Raw genomic sequence first — 21,043 nt, 5'->3', positions numbered from 1 at the left:
TACTTAATCCAATCTAATTTTCGACTTAATTTTTTTTGCTTTCACAATCTCTTTTTTTTTATCATAAACAACATCAATCCCATTTACAACACCTTGAGAATTTTTTAATTCAAATTCCCCCTTGCCATTAAAAACTTCCGTTTTTAAATTTAACACACCTGTTTGAGATACAAAACTTATTCCATCACTTTTTTTATAATCCACACCATTAGTAAAGCGATAGATATCTTGCTTACGATAAACACGACTTGCTCTAACATCTTCAAATTGCCCATTTTCTAAGAATCGGCTAATTAAAATATTATTAAAAATTTCATGATCTCTATATTGAATAGCCTGATTACCAACAATAATTGCATCTGTCACATTTTCTTTAATTTGATACATTTTAAAACCCTTCACCTCAATTTTGGCAATATCAATATTATCAGTATCAATAAACACCTCTCCACGAGGCTTAAAAAACAACAACGCCAATATTATTAAGCTTAATATCAATAAAAAAAATAAAAAAATGATTTTATTTCGTAAAAAACTCAAGTACTTTACCTTCTAGTTTTTCTTGCACAATCAAAAAGTCTATCATTTCCCTTACTGCACCTTCCCCACCATTAGCAGTAAGTATGTATTTTGCATAATTATGCATAATTTTTGCAGCATTTGCTGGTGTAAAAGACATTCCACATATTGCAAACATCGGTAAGTCATTTAAATCATCACCAATACATGCAATTTGATGGGATTGCAATTGATACTTCTCCATCAATTTTAATACTACTTGCTTTTTATCTCTAATCCCCAAGAAACATTCTGTAATTCCCAACTCTTGCGCTCTAGTCTGCACATTTTTTGCATCACGTCCAGAAATTAAAGCTATCTTTTTACCTAATTTTAACCAACAAGCAATTCCGAGTCCATCATGCACATTAAATGCTTTCATTTCCATACCTAAATCAGAATAATAAAGCTTGCCATCTGTCAAAGTCCCATCAACATCTAAACAAATCAACTCAATCATAAGACTCCTTTTGTACTAGGAATTGCCATCGAATCATTTTTACTCAATGCACGTCGTAACGCTACACCAAAAGCCTTAAAAGCAGCTTCGATAATATGATGCAAGTTTCTTCCTCTTTTGATTGCTAAATGCACACTCATATTACCTTGCATAACAACAGCCCTAAACCATTCCTCAATCAACTCAACATTAAAATCCCTTATCTGTCCTTGCAAAATACTCTCATCTATCTCTTTTCTTGCTAAATCAAAAAACAAAAAAGCACGATTACTTAAATCTATATCACATTCCACACAAGCCTCATCCATCACCACACTTGCATTACCAAAACGCTCTACCCCATGAAGTGGATAAATCCTTTTTTTTAACAATTGCCCCATCACAATCCCACAATCCTCAATGCTATGATGATAATCCACTTCTATATCACCCTTACACACAAGCTCTAAATCCATCAAAGAATGCTTAGCAAATGCTTCAAGCATGTGATCAAAAAAAGAAATAGATGTAGCAACCTTAGCTTGCCCACTTCCATAGATTCTGAGTCCCATTTGAATTTGCGTCTCTCGTGTCTTGCGCTCTAAATAAATCATTTCATTCCCTTATAATAATTGGATGTTCCAATCCTTTATTTATACCAAAGTCACTGGCTTCATCTTCACTCTTAAAACCTCGAACAAAAACACGATAAAAATCCCCATCTTTTTGAATTTCTGCTTTATAATTAGGAGAATTTTTTAAATCTTCACTATAACGCTCTTGTATCTCTTTGGCACCCCCCTCTTTTTTAAACACACCTACTTGCAATGCAAAATCTCCTCCCTCAAACACTTCTTCACTTGCTCCAACCTTAAATTCATTGCTAAGTTGGCTTGAAGATTTTTGTAGATCTTTTTGAAATTTTTTCTCATAATTTTGTGCAACCATGCCACCAAACCCAATTACTTCCAACCTTACTTGTGCAGTTCCCTTATCCACCATATCAATATCATGTGCAGCAACATTAGAAAGGTCAATAATTCTACCATCCACAAAAGGCCCTCTATCATTAATACGCACAATGGTAATTTTTCCATTTTCTTTATTTTGTACTTTTACAATCGTATTCATTGGAAGAGTTTTGCTTGCTGCAGTATGTGCATGCATGTTATAAATTTCACCATTTGAGGTTTTTTTATCGTGAAAATTAGGACCATACCAGCTAGCAATACCATCAAAAATATCACCAATATCTACCCTACTGGGATAATACCACTTGCCAGCAATTTTGTAGGGACGCATTGTTGCTCTTTGGATAGCTGCAGATTCTCGCATGCCCACCATCATCGAAGAATCTTTATTAAACAAATCCGTAGGAATATTACCCCCTTCAAAACTTGCCTTATAGTCGCTAAAAGACTGATTGGCATAATTTGCAGTATATCCTCTCTTTTTCCACTCCTTATAACCTTCATATTCTTTAAAGGCTCCAACACCACCTTTATAAGAACTCTGAGGTGCACAACCCAAAAAAAAAGCAACCACGCATACAAAAGATGAAAATTGCCTCATTAAATTCCCTTATTGGCTAATTTTTTATATTCTTCTCTAATAACTGGAATAATGATTTTTTGATTAACTTTTAAGAAAATTTTTTCCATCTGATTGGCTAATTTTATTTCCTGAATACTCACTTTATATTTTCTAGAAAGACCTATTAAAGTATCACCTTTTTTAATTTTGTGCAATACAAAAACACGATTAGGATTCTCATCTGGCACATAAGCCTGTTTAAAATAAGAAAGCTTTTCATAAGGAATATAAACGGTATAATCCCCACCCCCTGGTGGTAAAAAATTATATCGAAACTGTCTATTATATTTTTTTAACTCCACCAAAGACATATCAAGTTGCTGTGCAATATATTCCAACATTGTCCCTGATTTAACTTGTACTCCAACAATACTATCTGCAGCACCACGATTTAAAAGATATTTTTTATCACTATCTTGTAATTTTTCATAATTATTAAATGCCAAAGACATTTCTAGAATCATTCTTATATACTCTCGCGTTTCTTTAGGAAGATATTTTTTTTCCTCATTCACAAGAGTTTCAATATCACTACTCCCTGCTTTTTGTATCGCTTTCCGTAAATTCCCTATCCCATAATTATACGCCATCGCTGCCAAATACCATTCACCTGTCTGTTTGTAAAGATAACGCAGATACCTTGCTGCTGCTTGTGTACTTTTTATCGGATCTCTACGCTCATCAATATACTCATTAATTTTTAGTCCTAAACTTTTTGCAGTTTTTGGCATAATTTGCCAAATTCCCGCAGCTTTCTTAGGGCTATATGCACGCACCGAAAAACCAGATTCTGCCATCGCTAAAAACAAAAACTCCTGTGGTATCCCTGCTTCCACCATAATAGATCGCAAAACTGGTATAAATTCATAACCATTATCAAATTGTTCTAAGAAAAAATCCCATTTTGTATGCAAACGATTTGGATTTGTAATATTTTTTTCTTGCAACTTTGCTAAAAAAGAACCACTTATACCAAAAGAGTTTAAAACTCCTTCATTATAGCGATCGTAGCTCAAGCGATTAAAATCTGCAAATACTATTTTTACTGCAAATGTCAAAAAGAAAAAGCCTTTTAAAACCTTTAGCATAAAACTCCTTGCGCTAATAAAAGTTACCATTTTATCGTTTTTTAATCAAATATAAATCAAAATCCAAAAATCTTTTTTCCATTTTGCGTACTCAATTCCCCAATTTCCTCCCAACTTTTTTCTAAAATTTCTGCAACTTTTTGTGCAATAATTGGAATATAAGCGGGTTTATTGCGCTCTCCTCTATAAGGTGTTGGTGTCAAATAAGGCGCATCTGTTTCTAACAAAATTTTATCAAGAGGAATTTTTGGTAATATCTCTACAATTCTTTTTGCATTTTTAAAAGTACATACGCCTCCAATGCCATAATAAAAGCGATTGCTAAGATCCAATAAAATCTCATCAGCATTATAGCAATGTAACACCCCTCTAGCTTTAGGATATTGCTGTAAAATTTCATAGGCATCCCTACTGGCTTCACGAATATGTAAGATCAATGGTTTATCATGCTGCAAAGCAATTTGAATATGTTCGATAAAAAGATCTTTTTGTGCTTTCTTATAGCATTCTTGATTAATTTGAGGAAGTCGAAAATAATCCAAACCACACTCACCAATTGCCACACATTTTGGATGTTCTATCATGCTTAAAGAATCTTTTAATAAACCATGATCAATATCATACGGATGAATTCCTACCGCAAAATACACACTAGAATATTTTTCTGCCAACAATACTGCTTGGTGCAACTCTCTGGGATCTGCACCTGGAATAATCATTTTTTCCACCTTGTTTACCAAAGCTTCTTGTATTACTTTCTCTATATCTTCACAAAACTGCACATCATTAAGATGGCAATGTGTATCAATAAACATATTTTTCCTTATTTTTGTTAGAATAATACTTTAGATTCTAGCAAAATAAAAGAGTAAAATGTTTAGTGGATTAATACGAGAAATTGCAAAAGTCAAAAAAATGAAAAATAATATTTTGGAACTCGAAGCATCTTATGAACCAGAAATTGGTGATAGTATTGCCGTAAATGGCGTTTGTCTTACTGTTATTTCCAAAAAAAATAACACCTTTAGCTTAGAAATTAGTAAACATACGCAAGAAAAAATTGCACTAGAAAATTACCATGAAAATGTACATATAGAACCTGCGCTCCAAATGATTTCGCGTTTAGATGGTCATCTTGTACAAGGACATATAGATGGTATTGGCATTATTCAAAATATCCAAAAAAACAAAAATCAAATGGAGTTTTTTATCAAAGCACCCCAAAATATTTTGCGTCTTTGTATACCACATGGCTCCATCACAATTGATGGCATCAGCCTAACTTTAGCTGAAATTTCTCACGAAGGCTTCAAACTTATAATCATTCCACATACTTTTGAAAATACTTTGTTTAAAACATATCAAAAACAAAGAAGGGTAAATATTGAAACTGATATGCTAGTAAGAAGTATAGACGCACTCTTATCTAAAAAAGATCAAAAATCTTGGGTAAATTTTGATGATATCCTTATGAGTTTTTAATGAAAAAAGCAGCAGCTCTAGCTTACAACACACTGCAAGATAGTGCACCTAGAGTAATAGCATCTGGCAAAGGAGCTATAGCACAACAAATTATACAAAAAGCAAAAGAATATAATTTGCCTTTATTTAGCAATGCTGCTTTAGTAGAATCTTTAATAAATATAGATATTAATTCTGAAATACCTGTGGAGCTTTATAATGGAGTTGTCGAGGTTTTTGTATGGTTAGACCAATGTGAGAAAAAAGCACAAATTAGCTAAAATTTTGATCTTAGAAAAATCTAAGATCAAACAAGCTCTATAATAGCCATTACAGAAGCATCACCTCTTCTAATTCTAGTTCTTTGAATACGAGTATACCCGCCATTTCTCTCTTTATATTTAGGCGCAATTTCTGTAATAAGCTTTTTAGTAGCTGCCTTATGTTGCAAAAGAGCAAATACTGCTCTATGAGAATTAAAATCACCTACTCTTGCAGTTGTAATCAATCTCTCAATATAGGATTGCAATTCTTTAGCTTTAAATACACTAGTTTCAATTTTACCATGCTCAATCAAAGCAATTGACAAGTTTTTAAGAAGAGCTTTTCTATGAGAAGAAGTTCTTCCTAGCTTTCTATAATCTTTACCATGTCTCATTTTCTATCCTTAAGATTTTAATTTAGCAATTTTTTTACCCAATGCTGTTTTTTTATCTTCTTCTAATTCTGTGCCTACAGGGTAACCTAATTCTTGTAATTTATCAGCAATTTCATCGTAAGATTTTTTACCCATATTCTTAATATTTTTCAAATCATTTTCACTCATCATAACAAGTTCGCCAATATAGCGTATCCCGATTCTATCTAAGCAATTAAAGCATCTAGCTGTTAAACTCAAACTATCAATCTTAATTAATAAGTCTTTAAAGTCATAATTATCTTCTGATGCTTGTTTTTGTGCAGTTGGTATAGAGCTCATATCTGCATCAAAAATACTCATTTGAGAATGCATAATAGCAATTGCCTGTTGAAAAGCCTTATGAGGGTTTATCTGTCCATCTGTTTCTATATCAAAAATAATTTTTTCATATGTTGGATTATCTTCAACAAGCACATTTTCTATTTCGTAAACAGCTTTTCTTACCGGTGTAAAATAAGCATCCAAAGGAATATAATCCTCAGGTATTAATACACGAATATCTTCACTTGGAACATAACCAATGCCCCTCTGAACAATAACAGAAAACTTCAAAGTTGCATCCTCATTGATTGTTGCCAACACAGCTTCTTTATTTACAACATCAATTTGTTCATTAACCAAATGAGCACCAGTTAATATTAAAGGACCTTGAAATGAATATTCCAAAAAGATTTTTTCATCCGCCTTTAAAGCATTTTTTTCTAAAAATCTTATATTCTTTAAATTTACTATAAAAGGTGACACGTCTTCCACAATTCCGCGTATCGAGTCAAATTCATGAGTTACATTTTCTATTTTCAAAGCTATAGGAGCCAATCCAACAGAACTAGACAATAATAATCTTCTTAATGGATGAGCCAAAGTAATAGCATACCCTGCCTCAAAAGGATAAGCTATTACCCTAACTTTATTTGGACCCAAATTCTCCACTTCTACATTTGTAGGGATGTAGGGTATAGTCTTAATAATCTTCATTATCCGCTCCTATTACTTAGAATACAACTCTACTATAAGTCTTTCCTCAATAGGAATTACAACCTCTTCTCTCTCTGGATAGCGTGTAAAAATACCAAATCTTTTATCCTTATCCACATCAACCCAAGGAGAAATACCTGTTTGTGAAGTTAACTCAACAGATCTTGTCACCTGAGGATTATTTTTTGTTTTTTCCACTACTTCTATTTTTTGTCCTTGTTTCACAAAATAAGAAGGAATATTTACTTTTTTACCATCTACTAAAATATGACCATGTGTAACAAGTTGTCTAGCAAATCTCCTTGTTGTAGCAAATCCCATTCTATATACAACATTATCCAACCTTCTTTCAATCAAACGAATAAGATTTTCTCCGGTATTTCCATCTAAACGATTTGCTTCGGCAAAAATTGCTCTAAATTGTTTCTCAGAAACACCATACATAACTTTTGCTTTTTGTTTTTCACGAAGCTGCAATCCGTATTCTGAGATCTTTCCTCTTTTTTGTCCATGCTGCCCTGGTCCATAAGGTCTTTTATCTAAAGCACTTTTTCCAGCCAATCTTCTCTCACCCTTAAGCGCGAGAGAAACTCCAAATCTTCTTTCTAGTTTTTCAACAGGTCCTCTATATCTTGCCATATCTACCCCTTATACTCTTCTTCTTTTTGGTGGTCTACAACCATTATGAGGTAAAGGTGTTACATCCTTAATCCACAACACTTTAATTCCCTCGATCACTCCTACACTCTTAATAGCAGTTTCTCTACCACTACCAGGCCCCTGAACTTTAATACCAACTTCCTTAATGCCATGTTCTTTAGCTTTCATCATTGCACTTTCAACCGCCTGTTGTGCTGCATAAGGAGTAGATTTTTTAGACCCCTTAAAGCCAAGTCCACCTGCTGTAGCCCAACAAATAACATTACCCATTTCATCTGTTACTGTTACATTTGTATTGTTAAAAGAAGCGGAAATACACACTATTCCTTTTGCAATATTCTTCTTTACAACTCTTTTTTTGGTTGCTGTATTTCTTTTAGCCATATTTCGCCTCCTTACTTGCTACCAACAGTTTTTTTCTTGCCTTTTCTTGTGCGAGCATTATTTTTTGTTGTCTGACCACGCACAGGCAATCCTTTTCTATGTCTAAGACCTCGATAATTACCCAAATCCATCAAAGCCTTAATATCCATCTGAATCTTTTTTCTTAAATCACCCTCAACCCTATAATCTTCTTGAATTTTTTTTGATATCGCAGAAACTTCATCTTCGCTGAGATCATTAACTCGCTTATCAAAAGAAATATTTACAGCATTAAGGATATCTCTTGATGTCTTTAATCCTATACCATAGATATAAGTAAGAGCATACTCTACTCTTTTCTTTTTTGGCAAATCTACACCAGCAATTCTAGCCATATTTTATCCTTGTCTTTGTTTATGTTTTGGAGTTACACAAATCACACGAATAACTCCCTTTCTCTTAATGACCTTACATTTGTCACACATCTTTTTGACCGACGGTCTTACTTTCATTTCAAACTCCTTAATATTTGCAATAAATACAAATCTCTTTTATTACTCTTCTAAACATAATAAAAGTGCCTATTATACTATAAAAAACTTTAATAAAACTTATTTATACCTAAAAGTGATTCTTCCCTTATCGAGACTATAAGGTGTTAATTCTATTTTTACCTTATCACCAGGAAGAATTTTAATATAATGCATACGCATTTTTCCAGAAATATGACACAAAACAATATGTCCATTATCTAATTCCACCCTAAAAGTGGCGTTAGGTAAAGCTTCTACTACTTTTCCATCAATTTCTATCACATCATCTTTTGCCATTTAAGCCTCCGTTAAAATTTCTGCAACACCATCAATTATAGCCACAGTATGCTCATAATGACTTCCTCTAAAACCATCACTAGATACAACACTCCATTTATCCTGCAATACTTTAGGTTCTCCACTTTCTACACATACCATAGGTTCTATACAAAACACCATTCCATTTTTTATTTTTGGCCCTTGTTTATAGTTGCTACTTTCTAAATAATTTGGGATACTAGGCTCATCATGAGGCTTTCTACCTATACCATGCCCACAATAATCCTTTAATGGAACAAAGCCTTTTTTGCGAATATTTTCTTCCAGAATCTTACTTAACTCTTTAAAATACATCCCTACTTTAATCTCACTGATTGAATTCAATAATGTTTCCTTAGCACAATCTATAAGTTTTTGATCTTGTAAAGCGATCTTTCCTACACCCATTGTAATTGCACCATCTCCATACCATCCATCTATCTGCGTTCCAACATCAATGCCAATTATATCACCCTCTTTAAGAATATAATCTGTAGGAATACCATGAATAATCACTTCATTAACCGAAAGACAGGCAGAACTAGGAAACCCATACAAACCTTTAAATGAAGGTTTAGCATTATGAGAAAGTATAAAATCCTCAATCAAGCTATCAATATCTTTAAGACTAATGCCGGGTTTAATAAAATCTTGAATATATTTTAATGTCGCCCCAACTAAGGCATTAGGACGACGTAAAGAGTCGATTTCTTTTTTATTGCGAATAATAATTGACATTAGAAACCAACAGCACTTAAAGTTTTATATTTATTCATATAAATCTGGGCTTCAATTTTTCGCATCGTATCAATTGCTACTTGCACAACAATCAATACAGCAGTACCACCAAAATAAAATGGGACACCCATGCTTTTTACAAGTATCCAGGGTAATGTAGATATTAAAGCCAAATACAAAGAACCAAAAAAAGTCAATCTACTAGCAACAGTGTTTAAAAACTGTACAGTACCCTCACCAGGGCGCATACCAGGAACATATCCTCCCTGTCTCTTTAAATTATCAGCAATATCTTTTGAATTAAATGCAATAGAAGCATAAAAATAAGCAAAAAATATAACAAAAATAAACATTAAAATATTATAAAGATATTTATCAGGTCCTAAAATATCTGCTATAGATTTTAAAAAATTATTTGATGAAGCCTGTAATAATGTTGAAGGAAACACCAAGATTGCAGATGCAAATATAGGAGGTATCACACCACTTAAATTAATTTTAATTGGAATATAGTTCATGATCCTTTTGTTTTGATTTTGCATTACCACTTTACGAGCATAAGAAATAGGGATTCTTCTCTCTGCAAGTTCAACATAAATAATAGCAAACACCGTAAAAATGATAATTACCAACATAACTATCAAGACAAGAAAATTAATCTCTCCTGTATTTACAAGCTTAAACGTTCCTGCAATTGCAGAAGGGATACTAGATACAATTCCAGAAAAAATAATCAAACTAATACCATTACCAATGCCTCTTTGCGTAATTTGCTCACCAATCCACATTAAAAGCATGGTACCAGTTAGCATAGAAACTACTGCCAACACAACAAAACTTTGCATATCGATCATCACTGCACCATTAGCACTATTACCCATATTGCGAAGTAAAAAGGCAACACTTACAGCCTGAACTATCGTAACGGCTATAGTAAGGTAACGAACAATTTGCATATACTTTTGCATACCATCGCGCTCTTTTTTCATTTTAGCTAAATTTGAGAATGTCGCTGCCAATAGCTCCATTACAATGGAAGCGGTAATATAAGGCATAATCCCCAAAGAAATTATGCTTAATCTTTCAACAGCATTACCACTAAACATATTAAATAAACCTAGAGCATTTTGTGAATTACCAGCAGTATTAAAAAAATCTTTAATAACTGCCAAATCCACACCTGGAATGGGGATATAAGCCAATATTCTATAGGCAAATAAAAACATTAAAGTGATAAGTATTTTATTTACTATCGTTTTATTCATTATTATTTTCCACTAAAAACAATACGCTCATCTTTAACTTTGGAAGTTAAATTTTTTACATTTGTTCCAATCAATTTGATTTTTTCAATATATTTTGGAAATTTATGAACACTCCTAATACTTTCAAAAGTCAATTCTGATAATTCAGAAAGCACGAGAATACGATCTGTGTTGATTACATAAGGTTTTAAGTTTTGTACCCTAAAACCAACTTTTGGCAATCTTCTCTGAAGGGGTTGTTGCCCTCCCTCAAAACCTCTTTTTGCCTTATATCCAGATCTTGCAGTCTGTCCTTTTCCACCTCTTGTAGAAGTCTTACCCATACCACTACCTTGACCTCTACCTACACGCTTAATATCACGAACGCTACCTTGTGCGGGTTTAATGTTCTCTAATGCCATTATATCTCCTTAAGCCTTAATTCTTGCTAGCGCATCAACTGTTGCACGAACAACATTATAAGGATTATTTGAACCTAAAGATTTTGTCAAAATATCCTTAATGCCTGCTAACTCTATTACAGGTCTTGCAGAACCACCTGCAATTACACCCGTTCCTTCACTCGCTGGTTTTAGTAAAATTCTACTTGCATTATACTTATGCTCGATATCATGTGCAATAGTTGTCCCCTTAATATTAACTTGAATAATATTTTTAAAAGCATCATCTACAGCTTTCTTAATTGCATCGGGAACTTCTTTTGCTTTCCCTAAACCAAAACCTACAAGACCATTTTTATTACCTACTACCACAAGAGCATTAAAGCGGAATCTTCTACCACCCTTAACAACTTTTGTAACTCTACCAATATTTACAACTACTTCGCTAAATTCTTCTCTATTAATTTCCATTTTTTTCCTTTACAGCATAATACCATTTTCTCTAAGCGAATCTGCAAAAGCAGCAATAACGCCATGATACAAATAACCATTTCTATCAAATACAACGGAACTAATCCCCTTATCCTTAAGACTTTGTGCGAATACTTTTGCAATTTCTTTTGCATTTTCTTTATTATTTCCAAGTTGTAATTTTTTACCATCAACACAAGCTAAAGTTACTTGATTTTGGTCATCAATTGCTTGAGCATAAAGATATTTATTAGATCTAAAAATACTAACTCTTGGTTTTTGTGCTATTCCAAAAATAGAGTTTCTAATTCTGAGCTTTCTTTTATTTCTTAAACTCTTTTTTCTTGCTAAAATCTTATTTGTCATACTACCAACCTTTTATCATTTCTTAGCAGTTTTACCAGCTTTGCGAATAATAACTTCATCGCTATACTTAATCCCCTTACCTTTATAAGGTTCTGGTGGACGAAACTCTCTAATCTCAGCTGCTATTTGCCCAACTTGTTGTTTATCACTACCTTTAATAGTAATGGTATTTTTATCTACAGTCATTTCAATTCCATCAGGGATAGGATATTTTACAGGGTGAGAAAATCCTAGAGCCAACTCTAATGTTTTTCCAGAAACTGCAACCTTATATCCCACACCATTTACTTCTAAAACTTTTGTAAAACCCGTAGTCATCCCCAAAACTATATTATTAGCCAATGCTCTATAAGTTCCCCAATATGCGCGAGATTGTGGTTCTTGATCTATGGATTTAAAACTAAGTTCATTGTTAGCATAGCTAACTTCAACTCTTCCATATGTTTCTAACTCTTTTTGCACTTTACTGCTTTTAAACACAATTTTGCTTCCTTCGACATTAACCTCAATGCCACTTGGAATGCTAATAGGTCTTTTTCCAACTCTTGACATATTTTATTCTCCTACCATATACTACAAAGCGCTTCACCGCCAACATTAGCTTTATAAGCCTCCTCATTACCAATCACGCCTTTGTTAGTACTAACTACAATAGTACCATAACCATTTTTAAACCTTTTTAATTCTGTATGACTTTTATAAACTCTTCTTCCAGGCTTACTAATTCTTTTAACTTCATTAATCACAGAATAACCTCTATCATCGTAAGCAAGCTGTACAGAAATACTTTGCTTACCATCTTTGTCATTCACATCAAAATCTTTAATAAAACCCTTTGATTTAAAAATCTCTAAAATTGATACAACAATTTTTGCATAATAAAGCGTAGTTGTATCTAATCTTCTCATAGATGCATTTCTAATACGTGTTAAAGAATCTGCAATTATATCATTTACCATTTTTGCTCCTTACCAACTTGCCTTACGAAGACCAGGAATTAAACCTTCGTTACCCATTTTTCTTAAACATACTCTACAAAGTCCAAAATCTCTATAAACAGAATGTGGTCTCCCACAAACTTGACATCTAGTATAAGCTCTCGAACTAAATTTTGCCTTTCTATTTGTTTTTGCAATCATTGATTTTTTTGCCATATTATTTTCCTTTTGCAAATGGCATACCAAGCAATTCTAATAACTTGAATGCATTTTTATCATTATCTGTAGAAGTTACCATTGTAATATTCATACCATGACTTACCATAATATCATCATATACAACTTCAGGGAACATTAATTGCTCATTAAGACCAAAGCTATAATTTCCTCTACCATCAAACCCATTTCTTGGGACACCTCTAAAATCTTTTACTCTAGGCAAAGAAACTACAATTAATTTTTCTAGGAAATTATACATTTGATTACCGCGTAAAGTTACTTTTACACCCATAGGCATACCTTCTCTCATCTTAAAACCAGCAACTGATTTTTTAGCTACCGTAATTACAGCCTTCTGACCAGCGATCAAAGAAATAGTATCTGCCATATTTTGTATAATCTTTGTATCTTTTGCATAATCACCCGCACCAACACTAATCACAATTTTTTCAAGCTTAGGAAGAAGCATAGGATTTTTAATATCCAATTCTACAGCTAACTGCTTTTTAATCTCTTCATTATATTTTGTTTTCAATGCGTACATTTTTTACTTCTCCTCAACTTTCTTTACATTAGAAATATCCATAGGCATTTCTTTGGAAATAAAGCCGCCCTTAGGGTTATTATCACTTGGCTTAATTGCTTTTTTTACAACCTTGCAACCCTCAACAATTACGCAAGAAGTTTTAGGAAAAACGCCTAAAACTTTAGCAACTTTTCCTTTATCATCACCAGCGATAACCTTAACCATATCGCCCTTTTTAATTTTTATTTTTGTCATTACAATACCTCCGGAGCTAACGATACTATTTTCATAAAATTTGCATATCGCACTTCCCTACTCACAGGTCCAAAAATCCTTGTTCCTATAGGCTCTCTTTTTGCATCCAAAATTACTGCTGCATTATCATCAAATCGAATTAAAGATCCATTATCCCTATGAACTTCTTTTTTTGTTCTCACTATAACTGCTTTAATTACTTGACCTTTTTTAACTCTTCCATTAGGAATAGCCTTTTTTACAGAAGCAACAATAACATCACCTACACTTGCATATCTTTTATGACTTCCGCCTAAAACTTTGATACACATAATTTCCTTTGCACCACTATTATCAGCAACATTTAATCTTGTAAAACTTTGAATCATCTTACACTCCTACTGAAACTATATCTTTAAGCTTAAATGCTTTGTTTTTAGAAATTGGTGAACATTCAATTGCTGCAACCACATCTCCTACTTTTGCACTATTATTCTCATCATGAATAGTGTATTTCTTAAATCTTTTAACAATTTTTCTATATTTTGGGTGCACAACTTTTCTCTCTACTAAAATCGTTACACTCTTATCACCAGCTTTACTTACAACTTCGCCCTGGATAATTCTTTTATGTGCTTGTTTTTCACTCATTTCTTATCCCTTCTACTAATCATTCTTAGCAGATATTGCTGTATTGATACGCGCAATATCCTTTCTTAATGCTGCAATTTGACTAGGATTTGTTAATTGCATCGTTTTAAGCTTTATTCTCATTTCAAAAAGCTCTGCCTTTTTCTCTTTTAACATTTTCTTTAATTCATCAAGATCTTTATCTTTTAATTCAATAAATTTCATTTTCACTCTCACTCGTTACAATTTTTGTTTTAAAAGGTAATTTGCTTTGAGCTAAAGCTAAAGCCTCTCTTGCTGTCGCTTCATCAATTCCGATAATTTCATAAATAATTCTACCAGGCTTAATATTCATTACCCATTTTTCAACAGCACCTCTACCTTTACCCATTCTCGTAGCCAAAGGTTTTGCAGTCAATGGTTTATCTGGAAACACTCTAATCCAAACTTTTCCTGCTCTTTTAATATGACGAGTTAAGGCAATTCTTGCTGATTCAATTTGTCTAGAATCAATTCTACCATGCTCTATCGCTTTAATACCAATATCACCAAAAGCTAACTGAGCACCCCTGAAAGACTTTCCTCTATTTCTGCCTTTCATTTGCTTTCTATATTTCGTTCTTTTAGGCATCAACATAATTATTGTCTCCCTCTTCTAGTTTTTTTAGGTTCTCTATCTTGAGCTTCTTCTCTTCTTTCAGGTTGAATACCCTTTTGAAGAACTTCTCCTCTAAAAATCCAAACTTTTACACCAATGATTCCATAGGTAGTCATTGCTTCTGCAAAACCATAATCAATCTTAGCACGCAAAGTATGTAGCGGAACTCTTCCTTCCATATACCACTCAGTTCTTGCCATTTCAGCACCTGCCAATCTCCCAGATACCTTAACTTTAATACCTTTTGCACCAGATTTCATTGCACTTTGCATTACTTTTTTCATAGCGCGTCTAAAAGCAACCCTTTTTTCCAATTGAATTGCAACATTTTCTGCTGCTAATTGTGCATTTGCTTGTGGTCTTTTAACTTCTTTAATATTAATTGCCACTTCTTTATGAATAATTGCCTTTAAAGAATCTTTTACTTTTTCAATATCTGCACCTTTTTTGCCGATAATCAAACCAGGTCTTGCAGCAACCACAGTTACTCTGATTTTTTTAGCTGCGCGTTCAATAATAATCTCACTTACACCAGCATAGTAAAGTTCTTTCTTCAAAAATTTTCTAATTTTATGATCCTCTGCAATGTTAGCAGGAGCACTTTGTGTGCTTGGAAACCATCTTGAAGTCCAATTTCTATTTATCCCTAATCTCAAACCTATCGGATTAACTTTTTGTCCCATACTTATTTATCCTCGCCTTTTGTAGATTTTTTTGCTACTTTCTCTATTGTCGCTTCTTTTGTTGCTTGATTGTCTTTTCTATTCTTTTTAGAATTTTCTAAAGATTTTGGCGCAACCTCTACAAACACATGAGAAGTTGGTTTTCTAATAGGAGTGGCTCTACCTCTTGCCCTAGGCATAAATCTTCTTAATACTGGACCCGCATCAACACGACAAGATTTCACAACTACATTTTGTGCATCAAAACCACCATTTGCAACTGCTGATGCAATCACTTTTGCAATCACTTTTGCTGCTTTATTCGGAGTAAATTCTAAACTTGCAATAGCAAGTTCTGCATTCATTCCTTGAACTTCTCTTGCCACCAATCTTGCCTTTGTTGGAGAAAGTCTAATATATCTTAATAATGCTTTACTCATTTTATCACTCCTTATTTACCAATCTTTTTCTGGACACTACCTTTATGTCCCTTAAAAGTTCTAGTCGGAGCAAATTCACCCAACTTATAGCCTACATGATTCTCTGTAATATATACAGGAACAAAAACTCTTCCATTATGAACGTTAAATGTTAGTCCAATCATATCAGGCAAAATAGTACTTCTTCTTGACCAAGTTTTAATAGGCTTATTATCTTTAGCTTCTTTGGCCTTGAGTACTTTTTTTGCTAAATAATCATCTATAAAAGGACCTTTTTTTATTGATCTTGCCATCTTATTTCCTTATTTTTTCTTTCTTGAGATAATCAATTTATCACTAGCTTTTTTCTTTCTAGTTTTATAGCCTTTAGCTGGAGTTCCCCAAGGTGAAACCGGATGCCCACTAGAACCTGTTTTACCTTCACCACCGCCATGCGGGTGATCTACAGGGTTCATCGCACTACCTCTAGTTTGAGGTCGAATTCCTCTATGTCTATTTCTACCAGCCTTACCAATATTGATATTAATAAAATCCTCATTGCCTACAACGCCAATTGTAGCCATACATTCACCAAGAATATATCTCATCTCACCACTTGGCATTCTAATAATAATATATTTACCTTCTCTACCCATAATTTGCGCACTAGCACCTGCACTTCTTGCAAGTTGTCCACCAGCACCTGGGTGCATTTCAATATTATGCACGATTGTACCAACAGGAATATTTTTCATCTTCATTGCATAACCTGTTTTGACATCAAGTCCTGCTTCAGCGGCAATCACAATGTCACCCACTTTCAATCCGCTGGGCTGAATAATATATCTTTTATCCCCATCAGGATAACCAACTAACGCAATTCTACAATTTCTATATGGATCATACTCTATTGCAAGCACTTTCCCTTCAATATTATATTTATTACGTTTAAAATCAATGATTCTATAAAGCTTCTTTGCTCCACCTTCTTTATGACGACTTGTAATGCGACCATTGTTATTTCTACCTGCTGTTACAGGAAGTTTGATTAACAATTTTCTTACGCTGGGCTTTGCTGTAATATCACTTGAACTAAGTCCAGACATAAATCTTCTACTAGGCGTATAAGGTTTATATGTTTTAATTGCCATTTTTTACTCCTTAAACTGCAAGCGAATCAATCTTCGCACCCTCTGGGAATTTCACATAAAATTTCTTGAATGAACTTCTTTGTCCGATTCTACCTCTAAATCTCTTTACTTTACCTTCTTGTTTGAGTGAATTAATTCTAAGAGGTGTAAAACCAAAATATTCCTTAAAAACTTGCTTAAGTTGATTTTTTGTCACCTTACTAGAAGTTTGCACTACAACTACTCCACTTTCTTGAAGAGCCAAAGATTTTTCAGTATAAAGGATTGATTTTATATCTGTTATATCTGCCATTTTAACTCCTTTATTTTGCTACCTGAACAATTTCATCAAAAACTGCTTTTTCAATCACAACGGATCTAAATGCAGCGACTAAGTAAGCATTTAACTCATTTGCATCTGCCAAATAACAATCTTTTAAATTTCTAAATGCCAAAAATGTATTCTCATTGCTAAGTTGAGTAACAAAAAGTGTGCTTCTTTCATTAAGTGTTTTAAACATATTAAAAGCATCTTTTGTTTTTCCACTTTCAATCTCAATAGAATCCACCACATAAAGTTTGCCCATTTCTGCTTTTTGCTGTAAAGCAAATTCCAAAGCGAGTCTCTTTTGTTTTTTGTTAATCTTAAGGCTATAGTTTCTATTATTGCTAGGACCATGAGCCACACCACCACCTACAAATACTGGTGAAGTAATGCTACCTGCTCTTGCTCTACCACCACCTTTTTGACTCCAAGGCTTCTTACCTCCACCGCTTACTTCACCACGATTTTTTGCTTTTGCACTATTGTTGCGTAAAGAAGCAAGATAAGATTTTACATAAAGATAAAGATTGTGTTCTTTAATCTCACTGTAGCTTTGTGGCAAATCAATCTCGCTACTCTTCTTCAATTGTTTATCTAAAATTATTGCCTTACTCATTACTCTCACCTTATTTTATAATTTGTATTTTTCCATAAGCTCCAGAGAAACCTGCTACAGAACCTTTCAATACTAAAACATTGCTCTCTTTATCAAAAGAAATAACTTCATTTTGTGCTGTAACAGTTTCATTACCATAATGCCCAGCCATTTTTTTACCTGGTTGCACTCTACCTGGCCATTCTCTGTTACCGATAGATCCTACGCGTCTATGAAACCTACTTCCGTGAGCAGCTGGACCACCTTGAAAATTCCAGCGTTTCATTGCACCACTAAAACCACGACCTTTTGTTTTAAAAGTAACTTTTAATCTTTTTGCATTCTCTAAAACGCTCATATCCAAATCACCAGCTTCAGTATTATTTACCTTCAAAGTTGCAAAGCGATTGAATTCCTTACTGAGATTGTATTTTTTTTGCTGTCCTAGGATTGCTTTATTGTTTGCTTTGCCTTTTGCATATGCAACCAAAGCTTTATTATTCTCATAAATCTCACATACTTTTGCATCAATAACTTTCAATAAAGTTACCGCGACACTCTGCGTATCAATCGTTCTACTCATTCCAATTTTTTCTACTAAAAATTCCATATCCACTCCTTACTTACCCATTTGTGTTACTTCAACATCAACTTCTGGAGCTAAATCAAGCTTCATTAAGCTATCTACTGTATCAGGAGTAGCGGACATAATATCTATGATTCTGCTATGCACTCTAATTTCAAATTGCTCTCTAGAATCTTTATTGACGTGTGGAGACCGTAAAACCGTATATCTTCTATTTCTTGTTGGCAAAGGAATAGGCCCTTTAATATCTGAACCTGTTCTTTTAACAGCTTCAATAATAGAAGCGACAGATCTATCTAAAACTCTATGATCATAAGCTTTCAACTTAAGTCTAATTTTTTCCATATTAAATTTTCCTTATAAAAGAACTCATCATTTAAATAGTGATGTACTACCAAAAATGGAGATGTTATTCTACTAAAAATTAACAATTAAATCAATATTTACATAAGGATTTTTGGGTAAAAATATAAAAAATATTTCCTTATTAAAAGGAAAAATAATACAATAATGATATAAAATTTTTACAGTAAAGGCAAATAATGAAAGATCTAGCAAGCTTTATTGAGGAAAAAATCCAAGGATTTAACATACTTCCTAGACGCTATAGCATCAAATCCGGAAAAATCAATCTCTATGGGCCACCAAAAAGTGGAAAAACAAGTTTAGCACTAGATGTGGCAAAAACATACAAATACGCTATATATATTGATTGTAATGATCCTAGAAATAATACTCAAACATTCACTTCACAAATTCTCAAAGCATTTTTAGAAAAAAAATTAGAACTCTTAATACTTGACAACTTTCAAAAATCTTTTATGCCTACCCTGCCAAATATTACCAATATCATTCTTATTACTCCCACGCCACTTTTTTCTTTCAAAGATTTTCACAAAAAATCCATCCTCTCTCTAATTTTTGAAGAATATATCAGCTTTTCTTCTAGCACATCATCACTAAACCAACTTTTTAACACCTTTTTAAAATATGGTAACTCTCCTATGAACATTTCCCTATCTGATTATCAAAAAAATCAAAGAAAGCAGGAAAGTATGCAACTTTTTTTCAAAGAAAATTATGACTTTTTTCTCCATCTTCTCAGCTTCCAATCCCAAAAAATAACAACTAATCAATTTTATACCTACCTAAAAAAATATCTCAAAATCTCTAAAGACAAAACTTATCAAATCCTACAAGACTTAGAAAATCAAAAATTCATCTTCTTTATTGCTGAACAAAACGCACAAAAAAAAGCAAAAAAAATTTATTTTTATGACTTTTCTCTTCCATACGCATTTTTAAGTCAACCAAATTTTCAATCCATCTTTGAAAATCTTGTTTTTTTAGAACTCAAAAATCAATACAAAGGCCAAATTACAACCTCTAAGGAATGTCATTTTCTCATAAAAGAAAAGGCTTTTTTTGCTATCCCCTTTCCAAATCAAAAAGATATTGATAGAATCTTAGAAAAAAATAAAAATAAAGAAATATTTATCATTACAATCAATCCTCTAGAGCATTCACAATGCCACATTATTGATTTTGTGAGTTTCGCCCTAGGAGAATACTTGGAGGAAAAATGATTTGTGGAATCGACGAAGCAGGGCGTGGATGCTTATGTGGAAGCTTATTTGTAGCAGGAGTAGTATGCAATGATAAAAATGCTCTTTTTTTAAAAAATCATGGTGTTAGAGATAGTAAAACTACCACAAAATCTCAACGCCAAAAACTCTTCGCTCTCATTACAAACACCAAAGGAATATTTTTTCATGTCGTCGAAAAAACTTCAAACCAAATTGATCAAAAATCCCTTAGTGCTTGTCTCAAAGAATCTATTCAAGAAATATGCATAAAATTAACACCATATAGCAAAAATTTTCTCCTTGATGGCAATACTACTTTTCATTCTATTCCACCAAAAAATAGTAGTCTACAATGCATTATAAAAGGTGATAATAAAATCACACAAATTGCCGCTGCATCTATACTTGCCAAATATTTCAAAGACTTAGAAATGCAAAAACTTCATGTTTTATATCCAGATTATCACTTTATCCAACATTCAGGCTATGGAACAAAAAAACATTTAGAAAAAATCAAAACCCTTGGCTATACCCCCTACCATCGCAAAAGTTTTATCATCAAAAAATCATTACTTGATTTTAATTTTTGATCTTAATGACCACTTAATGCATTTTTAAAATAAAAAT

General features: G+C 33.0%; 39 protein-coding genes. 4 read left to right on the top strand and 35 right to left on the bottom strand.

All coding sequences use genetic code 11. The features are described 5' to 3' along the window. Nucleotides 1–3: 3 nt before the first annotated feature. Genes LW133_RS00435 through LW133_RS00410 form a run of 6 tightly spaced genes read right to left on the bottom strand, consistent with a single transcriptional unit; the run spans nt 4 to nt 4,493 of the window. Nucleotides 4–477: a hypothetical protein gene (locus LW133_RS00435; RefSeq protein WP_233075463.1), complete on the bottom strand. Its 474-nt coding sequence runs from the start codon at nt 475–477 to the stop codon at nt 4–6. Nucleotides 478–520: 43 nt separating this feature from the next. Further along, nucleotides 521–1,018, bottom strand: a complete 498-nt coding sequence (locus LW133_RS00430; RefSeq protein ID WP_233075462.1) for a KdsC family phosphatase — start codon at nt 1,016–1,018, stop codon at nt 521–523. After that, complete coding sequence (hisB, locus tag LW133_RS00425) at nt 1,015–1,611, bottom strand: imidazoleglycerol-phosphate dehydratase HisB (RefSeq protein ID WP_233075461.1); 597 nt, start codon at nt 1,609–1,611, stop codon at nt 1,015–1,017. The genes LW133_RS00430 and hisB overlap by 4 nt, the downstream gene beginning before the upstream one ends. A gap of 1 nt (nt 1,612) precedes the next feature. Then, nucleotides 1,613–2,569 carry a septal ring lytic transglycosylase RlpA family protein gene (locus LW133_RS07350; RefSeq protein ID WP_269843695.1) on the bottom strand — a complete coding sequence of 319 codons (957 nt, stop codon included), beginning with the start codon at nt 2,567–2,569 and terminating at the stop codon, nt 1,613–1,615. Continuing rightward, nucleotides 2,569–3,678 carry a lytic transglycosylase domain-containing protein gene (locus LW133_RS00415; RefSeq protein WP_233075460.1) on the bottom strand — a complete coding sequence of 370 codons (1,110 nt, stop codon included), beginning with the start codon at nt 3,676–3,678 and terminating at the stop codon, nt 2,569–2,571. Before LW133_RS00415 ends, LW133_RS07350 begins: the two co-directional genes overlap by 1 nt. Before the next feature lie 56 nt (nt 3,679–3,734). After that, nucleotides 3,735–4,493: a TatD family hydrolase gene (locus LW133_RS00410; RefSeq protein ID WP_233075459.1), complete on the bottom strand. Its 759-nt coding sequence runs from the start codon at nt 4,491–4,493 to the stop codon at nt 3,735–3,737. Nucleotides 4,494–4,551: 58 nt separating this feature from the next. Between LW133_RS00410 and ribE the strand changes: the two genes are divergently transcribed. Both ribE and LW133_RS00400 read left to right on the top strand, forming a co-directional pair. Further along, nucleotides 4,552–5,160, top strand: coding sequence for a riboflavin synthase (gene ribE / locus LW133_RS00405; RefSeq protein WP_233075458.1), 609 nt, complete (start codon nt 4,552–4,554; stop codon nt 5,158–5,160). Continuing rightward, nucleotides 5,160–5,420 carry an EscU/YscU/HrcU family type III secretion system export apparatus switch protein gene (locus tag LW133_RS00400; RefSeq protein WP_233075457.1) on the top strand — a complete coding sequence of 87 codons (261 nt, stop codon included), beginning with the start codon at nt 5,160–5,162 and terminating at the stop codon, nt 5,418–5,420. Before ribE ends, LW133_RS00400 begins: the two co-directional genes overlap by 1 nt. Before the next feature lie 26 nt (nt 5,421–5,446). On the opposite strand, the gene rplQ is transcribed toward LW133_RS00400, so the two are convergent. The 29 genes from rplQ to rpsJ form a co-directional block, all read right to left on the bottom strand. Next, nucleotides 5,447–5,797, bottom strand: coding sequence for a 50S ribosomal protein L17 (gene rplQ, locus LW133_RS00395; RefSeq protein ID WP_233075456.1), 351 nt, complete (start codon nt 5,795–5,797; stop codon nt 5,447–5,449). 9 nt (nt 5,798–5,806) lie between these two features. Next, nucleotides 5,807–6,814: a DNA-directed RNA polymerase subunit alpha gene (locus LW133_RS00390; protein ID WP_233075455.1), complete on the bottom strand. Its 1,008-nt coding sequence runs from the start codon at nt 6,812–6,814 to the stop codon at nt 5,807–5,809. Between the two features lie 12 nt (nt 6,815–6,826). Beyond that, on the bottom strand, nt 6,827–7,453 hold the full coding sequence (gene rpsD / locus LW133_RS00385) for a 30S ribosomal protein S4 (RefSeq protein ID WP_233075454.1): 627 nt from the start codon (nt 7,451–7,453) through the stop codon (nt 6,827–6,829). 9 nt (nt 7,454–7,462) lie between these two features. Next, the gene (gene rpsK, locus LW133_RS00380; protein WP_233075453.1) at nt 7,463–7,858 is read right to left on the bottom strand and encodes a 30S ribosomal protein S11; all 396 of its coding nucleotides are present in this window, start codon (nt 7,856–7,858) and stop codon (nt 7,463–7,465) included. A gap of 11 nt (nt 7,859–7,869) precedes the next feature. Beyond that, a complete protein-coding gene (gene rpsM / locus LW133_RS00375; RefSeq protein ID WP_233037010.1) occupies nt 7,870–8,232 on the bottom strand; it encodes a 30S ribosomal protein S13 in 363 nt (120 codons plus the stop codon). Nucleotides 8,233–8,235: 3 nt separating this feature from the next. Next, a complete protein-coding gene (rpmJ, locus tag LW133_RS00370) occupies nt 8,236–8,349 on the bottom strand; it encodes a 50S ribosomal protein L36 (RefSeq protein WP_027326678.1) in 114 nt (37 codons plus the stop codon). Nucleotides 8,350–8,448: 99 nt separating this feature from the next. Next, the gene (infA, locus tag LW133_RS00365) at nt 8,449–8,667 is read right to left on the bottom strand and encodes a translation initiation factor IF-1 (protein WP_104697941.1); all 219 of its coding nucleotides are present in this window, start codon (nt 8,665–8,667) and stop codon (nt 8,449–8,451) included. Then, entirely contained in the window at nt 8,668–9,426 is a 759-nt protein-coding gene (map, locus tag LW133_RS00360) for a type I methionyl aminopeptidase (protein WP_233075452.1), read from the bottom strand. Continuing rightward, the gene (gene secY / locus LW133_RS00355; protein ID WP_233075451.1) at nt 9,426–10,691 is read right to left on the bottom strand and encodes a preprotein translocase subunit SecY; all 1,266 of its coding nucleotides are present in this window, start codon (nt 10,689–10,691) and stop codon (nt 9,426–9,428) included. Before secY ends, map begins: the two co-directional genes overlap by 1 nt. 2 nt (nt 10,692–10,693) lie before the next feature. Next, the gene (rplO, locus tag LW133_RS00350) at nt 10,694–11,092 is read right to left on the bottom strand and encodes a 50S ribosomal protein L15 (protein ID WP_233075450.1); all 399 of its coding nucleotides are present in this window, start codon (nt 11,090–11,092) and stop codon (nt 10,694–10,696) included. 9 nt (nt 11,093–11,101) lie between these two features. Then, nucleotides 11,102–11,542, bottom strand: coding sequence for a 30S ribosomal protein S5 (gene rpsE / locus LW133_RS00345; RefSeq protein WP_233037018.1), 441 nt, complete (start codon nt 11,540–11,542; stop codon nt 11,102–11,104). A gap of 9 nt (nt 11,543–11,551) precedes the next feature. After that, nucleotides 11,552–11,908, bottom strand: a complete 357-nt coding sequence (gene rplR, locus LW133_RS00340; RefSeq protein ID WP_233075449.1) for a 50S ribosomal protein L18 — start codon at nt 11,906–11,908, stop codon at nt 11,552–11,554. 15 nt (nt 11,909–11,923) lie between these two features. Beyond that, nucleotides 11,924–12,460: a 50S ribosomal protein L6 gene (gene rplF, locus LW133_RS00335; protein ID WP_233075448.1), complete on the bottom strand. Its 537-nt coding sequence runs from the start codon at nt 12,458–12,460 to the stop codon at nt 11,924–11,926. A gap of 11 nt (nt 12,461–12,471) precedes the next feature. Beyond that, nucleotides 12,472–12,867, bottom strand: coding sequence for a 30S ribosomal protein S8 (gene rpsH / locus LW133_RS00330; RefSeq protein WP_233075447.1), 396 nt, complete (start codon nt 12,865–12,867; stop codon nt 12,472–12,474). 9 nt (nt 12,868–12,876) lie between these two features. Further along, a complete protein-coding gene (locus LW133_RS00325; RefSeq protein WP_233037026.1) occupies nt 12,877–13,062 on the bottom strand; it encodes a type Z 30S ribosomal protein S14 in 186 nt (61 codons plus the stop codon). Nucleotide 13,063: 1 nt separating this feature from the next. After that, nucleotides 13,064–13,609, bottom strand: a complete 546-nt coding sequence (gene rplE, locus LW133_RS00320; RefSeq protein ID WP_233037028.1) for a 50S ribosomal protein L5 — start codon at nt 13,607–13,609, stop codon at nt 13,064–13,066. A gap of 3 nt (nt 13,610–13,612) precedes the next feature. After that, complete coding sequence (gene rplX, locus LW133_RS00315) at nt 13,613–13,846, bottom strand: 50S ribosomal protein L24 (protein ID WP_233075446.1); 234 nt, start codon at nt 13,844–13,846, stop codon at nt 13,613–13,615. After that, on the bottom strand, nt 13,846–14,214 hold the full coding sequence (gene rplN / locus LW133_RS00310; RefSeq protein ID WP_233037032.1) for a 50S ribosomal protein L14: 369 nt from the start codon (nt 14,212–14,214) through the stop codon (nt 13,846–13,848). Before rplN ends, rplX begins: the two co-directional genes overlap by 1 nt. A 1-nt stretch (nt 14,215) precedes the next feature. Further along, nucleotides 14,216–14,476 (bottom strand): 30S ribosomal protein S17, encoded by a 261-nt coding sequence (gene rpsQ, locus LW133_RS00305; RefSeq protein ID WP_233037034.1) that lies wholly within the window; start codon nt 14,474–14,476, stop codon nt 14,216–14,218. 15 nt (nt 14,477–14,491) lie between these two features. Continuing rightward, the gene (gene rpmC, locus LW133_RS00300) at nt 14,492–14,680 is read right to left on the bottom strand and encodes a 50S ribosomal protein L29 (RefSeq protein WP_233075445.1); all 189 of its coding nucleotides are present in this window, start codon (nt 14,678–14,680) and stop codon (nt 14,492–14,494) included. Further along, on the bottom strand, nt 14,667–15,092 hold the full coding sequence (gene rplP / locus LW133_RS00295) for a 50S ribosomal protein L16 (protein WP_233037038.1): 426 nt from the start codon (nt 15,090–15,092) through the stop codon (nt 14,667–14,669). The genes rpmC and rplP overlap by 14 nt, the downstream gene beginning before the upstream one ends. A 2-nt stretch (nt 15,093–15,094) precedes the next feature. Continuing rightward, nucleotides 15,095–15,796 (bottom strand): 30S ribosomal protein S3, encoded by a 702-nt coding sequence (gene rpsC, locus LW133_RS00290; RefSeq protein WP_233037040.1) that lies wholly within the window; start codon nt 15,794–15,796, stop codon nt 15,095–15,097. Nucleotides 15,797–15,798: 2 nt separating this feature from the next. After that, nucleotides 15,799–16,215 carry a 50S ribosomal protein L22 gene (gene rplV, locus LW133_RS00285; RefSeq protein WP_233075444.1) on the bottom strand — a complete coding sequence of 139 codons (417 nt, stop codon included), beginning with the start codon at nt 16,213–16,215 and terminating at the stop codon, nt 15,799–15,801. Between the two features lie 11 nt (nt 16,216–16,226). Next, a complete protein-coding gene (gene rpsS / locus LW133_RS00280) occupies nt 16,227–16,508 on the bottom strand; it encodes a 30S ribosomal protein S19 (protein WP_233037044.1) in 282 nt (93 codons plus the stop codon). 9 nt (nt 16,509–16,517) lie between these two features. Then, nucleotides 16,518–17,345, bottom strand: a complete 828-nt coding sequence (gene rplB, locus LW133_RS00275; protein ID WP_233075443.1) for a 50S ribosomal protein L2 — start codon at nt 17,343–17,345, stop codon at nt 16,518–16,520. Between the two features lie 10 nt (nt 17,346–17,355). Next, a complete protein-coding gene (locus LW133_RS00270) occupies nt 17,356–17,637 on the bottom strand; it encodes a 50S ribosomal protein L23 (protein WP_233037048.1) in 282 nt (93 codons plus the stop codon). Between the two features lie 10 nt (nt 17,638–17,647). Then, nucleotides 17,648–18,265 (bottom strand): 50S ribosomal protein L4, encoded by a 618-nt coding sequence (gene rplD / locus LW133_RS00265; protein ID WP_233075442.1) that lies wholly within the window; start codon nt 18,263–18,265, stop codon nt 17,648–17,650. A gap of 10 nt (nt 18,266–18,275) precedes the next feature. After that, a complete protein-coding gene (gene rplC, locus LW133_RS00260; RefSeq protein ID WP_233075441.1) occupies nt 18,276–18,854 on the bottom strand; it encodes a 50S ribosomal protein L3 in 579 nt (192 codons plus the stop codon). Between the two features lie 9 nt (nt 18,855–18,863). Beyond that, complete coding sequence (gene rpsJ / locus LW133_RS00255; protein WP_233037052.1) at nt 18,864–19,175, bottom strand: 30S ribosomal protein S10; 312 nt, start codon at nt 19,173–19,175, stop codon at nt 18,864–18,866. A 197-nt stretch (nt 19,176–19,372) separates the two neighbouring features. On the opposite strand from rpsJ, the gene LW133_RS00250 reads away from it, so the two are divergent. Next, nucleotides 19,373–20,416 (top strand): ATP-binding protein, encoded by a 1,044-nt coding sequence (locus LW133_RS00250; RefSeq protein WP_233075440.1) that lies wholly within the window; start codon nt 19,373–19,375, stop codon nt 20,414–20,416. After that, a complete protein-coding gene (locus tag LW133_RS00245) occupies nt 20,413–21,006 on the top strand; it encodes a ribonuclease HII (RefSeq protein ID WP_233075439.1) in 594 nt (197 codons plus the stop codon). Before LW133_RS00250 ends, LW133_RS00245 begins: the two co-directional genes overlap by 4 nt. Nucleotides 21,007–21,043 lie beyond the last annotated feature (37 nt).

It is taken from the genome of Helicobacter anatolicus, from assembly GCF_021300615.1.
GTDB classification, from domain to species: domain Bacteria; phylum Campylobacterota; class Campylobacteria; order Campylobacterales; family Helicobacteraceae; genus Helicobacter_H; species Helicobacter_H anatolicus.
Note: the sequence above shows the minus strand (reverse complement) of the source record. Positions and strands in the feature narration are given on the sequence as shown.